This window comes from Bradyrhizobium retamae, assembly GCF_001440415.1.
GTDB classification, from domain to species: Bacteria; Pseudomonadota; Alphaproteobacteria; order Rhizobiales; family Xanthobacteraceae; genus Bradyrhizobium; species Bradyrhizobium retamae.
This window is the reverse complement of the sequence record NZ_LLYA01000078.1, coordinates 1-2,526: the sequence shown is the minus strand read 5'-3', so window position 1 is coordinate 2,526 and position 2,526 is coordinate 1. Positions and strand designations below refer to the sequence as shown.

Here is a 2,526-nt window from a genome sequence, read left to right as displayed (position 1 = left end):
TACGATCGATCATGTTGATACCTTCATTTGTTTGCTCTCGGGTCGAAAACGAGGTGATCTCGAGCTCCTGTCTTAAGCTCTCGCAACGCAACAATGCTGGCTTCCGTATCAGGAAAGAGGAATCGCTTGTCCCAGGGATCGCGCTGGATATCAATGGTGCCGCTGCGGATACGTCGCTTGATCCAAGAACTCGAAACTCCTAAACGCTTTGCCATTGCGGTCACCGGCAGCCAGCCAGCAATGTGACGAGCACGCGTTGCGACGCCGTCCTGCAGTACGCGATGGCGCTGCCGCACGATCTGAACGGTTCGTACTGGAACATAATTTCGGCGCGGTGAGCGGTGCCCCTCCTGGGTCAAGGTATTGGCGATTTCGGCATCATCGAAACCCTGACGGGCCAGCTCAAGGATCCGTGCTTGCATCTCAGTCCCTCGAGTTAGAGCATGCAGTGCATGGACCCTCGGCTCGACTTCCAGTTCGGATATCTCGCCACCACACCAGACGATCCGGACCGCGATTCGATCGCGCGTGATGCGGTGGAGAACAACCTTGTCAAGCAGCGTTCGTAATAACTGCTTCTTATCTGCCCGGCTCACATCAGGCCGCTGCCAGAGCTCAGGCAAGTGTGGACCAAGCGCAAGAAACTCATTCTGCTCCTCTGGGGTCAACATGGCTGATTTGCTCTTCGTGGCTCGGCGGGTGGTCAGCGCCTCTTCAGCCTGCCGGAGTTCGCGTAGCGCTCTTTCCCATCGCCGCTCCAGCTCAGCGGCGATGAGGCGATTGTCAGGATCGACCCGATTATACTGTCGTTCGGCCAGGAGTGCCTGATAGCGCAGTCGCTCAACCTGCTGCTCTTCGGCGCGATCAAGCGCTTCGTCAGTCTGCTGCCGCGCATTGAGCGCACGCCTCCAGGCCTCCACCTCAGCGGGAGCGATCGCTGCAAAGAAAGCAGCCACCACCTGTGCGTCGATTGGATCGGCGGGAAGATGCTGGCATAGCGTCTTGCCTTGGTGGTTCAACAGGGAATTGCAGACGTAGCGAGACCCGCCCTTGTATTGTATCGACATCTTGTGGCCGCACCGGCCGCACCAGGTGATGCCCTGCAAGATAGCGGCCCCTTCTCGGGGCACGCCACGCGTTTGATTGCGTTGGTATTCGGCATGGTTATCGCGCAACATGGCCTGGATCCGCTCAAAGCCATCCCAATCGATGTATGCAGGATAGCGGTCCTTTACTACTACCTTCCACTCTGCCATTGGGCAGCGGGCCGTCTTCAGTTTACCACTTGCATAGGTCGTGCGGCAGGACTTGGTACGGCCATAGACGAAAGCGCCAGCATAGGCCGGATTCCTCAAAATTCCGGAAATCATGCTGGCTGATGGTGTCCGCCACGCAATATCGCCGAACCGGTCCCGCCGCGGTATGGAGAGCGCACGATCTCGGAATGACCGGATTACCTTGCCCACGGAGCCTCCCTCCAGAAATGTCGTGAAAACCAGTGATATCCGCTGCTGCACCTCCCTGCTCGGATCCTTCGATGCCACGCCATTGGCGTCACGCTCCAAACCCGCCGGTAACAGTAACGTCAACTCGCCGCGCTCGGCCTTGGCGCGCAGCCCCGCCGTCAGACGGCCGCGCAGTGTGTGCAACTCCACTTCGGAGATTGTGCCCTTTAAGCCGAGTAACAGGCGCCCATTGGTTGAGCCAGGATCGTAGACGCCGTCGCGATCCGCAATGAGGCATTGCCGGTAGCCGCACAGATCGAGTAGCGGGTACCAATCAGAGCAGTTGCGCGCGAGACGTGTCACCTCGTAGGAGAGAATGATTCCGATTTCACCCAATGTGACGCGGGCGATAACGTCCTTGAAGCCCTCGCGATGCGCGGCTGTCGATCCACTCAACCCAAGGTCGGCATCAACGACATCAATATTGGTATCATCCCAACCGAGATCGTTGGCTCGCTGTCGCAGTGCATACTGCAGCCGCAGGCTTTCCTGGTTGGTCATCACCTGATGAGGCGTGGACTGCCGAATGTAAATTACGGCTCTGCGACACAGGTGGCTCCCCGTCACGAGATCCGACCTCATGGCTCTCCTTCCAGCGAACCACGCGAGCTTGCCAATTTTGACTCGGAGCCGTGCCCTAAAGAATCATTTGTGGGCTGATTCGCCAAGCTCCTCAGCACCACGTCTCTTGAAAGCCGGAGCAAGTCTCGAATGCTTGCGAGCGAAAGCTTGCTTGACGGGACAGGCAGCCGCTCGCCATAGAGGTTGGTTGCTGAAGCTCGAATTCTCAGCAAAATGCCGTCGCGATAATGAACGAGAACGCAGCCGCCGGGTCGGAGCGAGCTTCCGGCCGATACCAAATCAAAGCGCCGTCCGTATAGTGGATGGGTTGGGTCGGTTACGGTAATCTGCTCCAACTGATCAGATGGCTCCCGAATGGGGGCATCATGCTGTGTGGTCGTACGATCCAAAGCTTGTCAATGACCGCCTGCTGCTTGGGATGAAGGGAACATTCAGCGAG

General features: G+C 58.0%; 1 protein-coding gene. It reads right to left on the bottom strand.

Annotation, left to right across the window (positions count from 1 at the left end):
• Nucleotides 1-23: 23 nt before the first annotated feature.
• Complete coding sequence (locus tag CQ13_RS10125; RefSeq protein WP_057842766.1) at nt 24-2,087, bottom strand: recombinase family protein; 2,064 nt, start codon at nt 2,085-2,087, stop codon at nt 24-26.
• Between the last annotated feature and the right edge of the window lie 439 nt (nt 2,088-2,526).

Bases quoted from the DNA above. Each gene is read 5' to 3' on its own strand.
- CQ13_RS10125 (WP_057842766.1), bottom strand. From the start codon at position 2,087: ATGAGGTCGGATCTCGTGACGGGGAGCCACCTGTGTCGCAGAGCCGTA.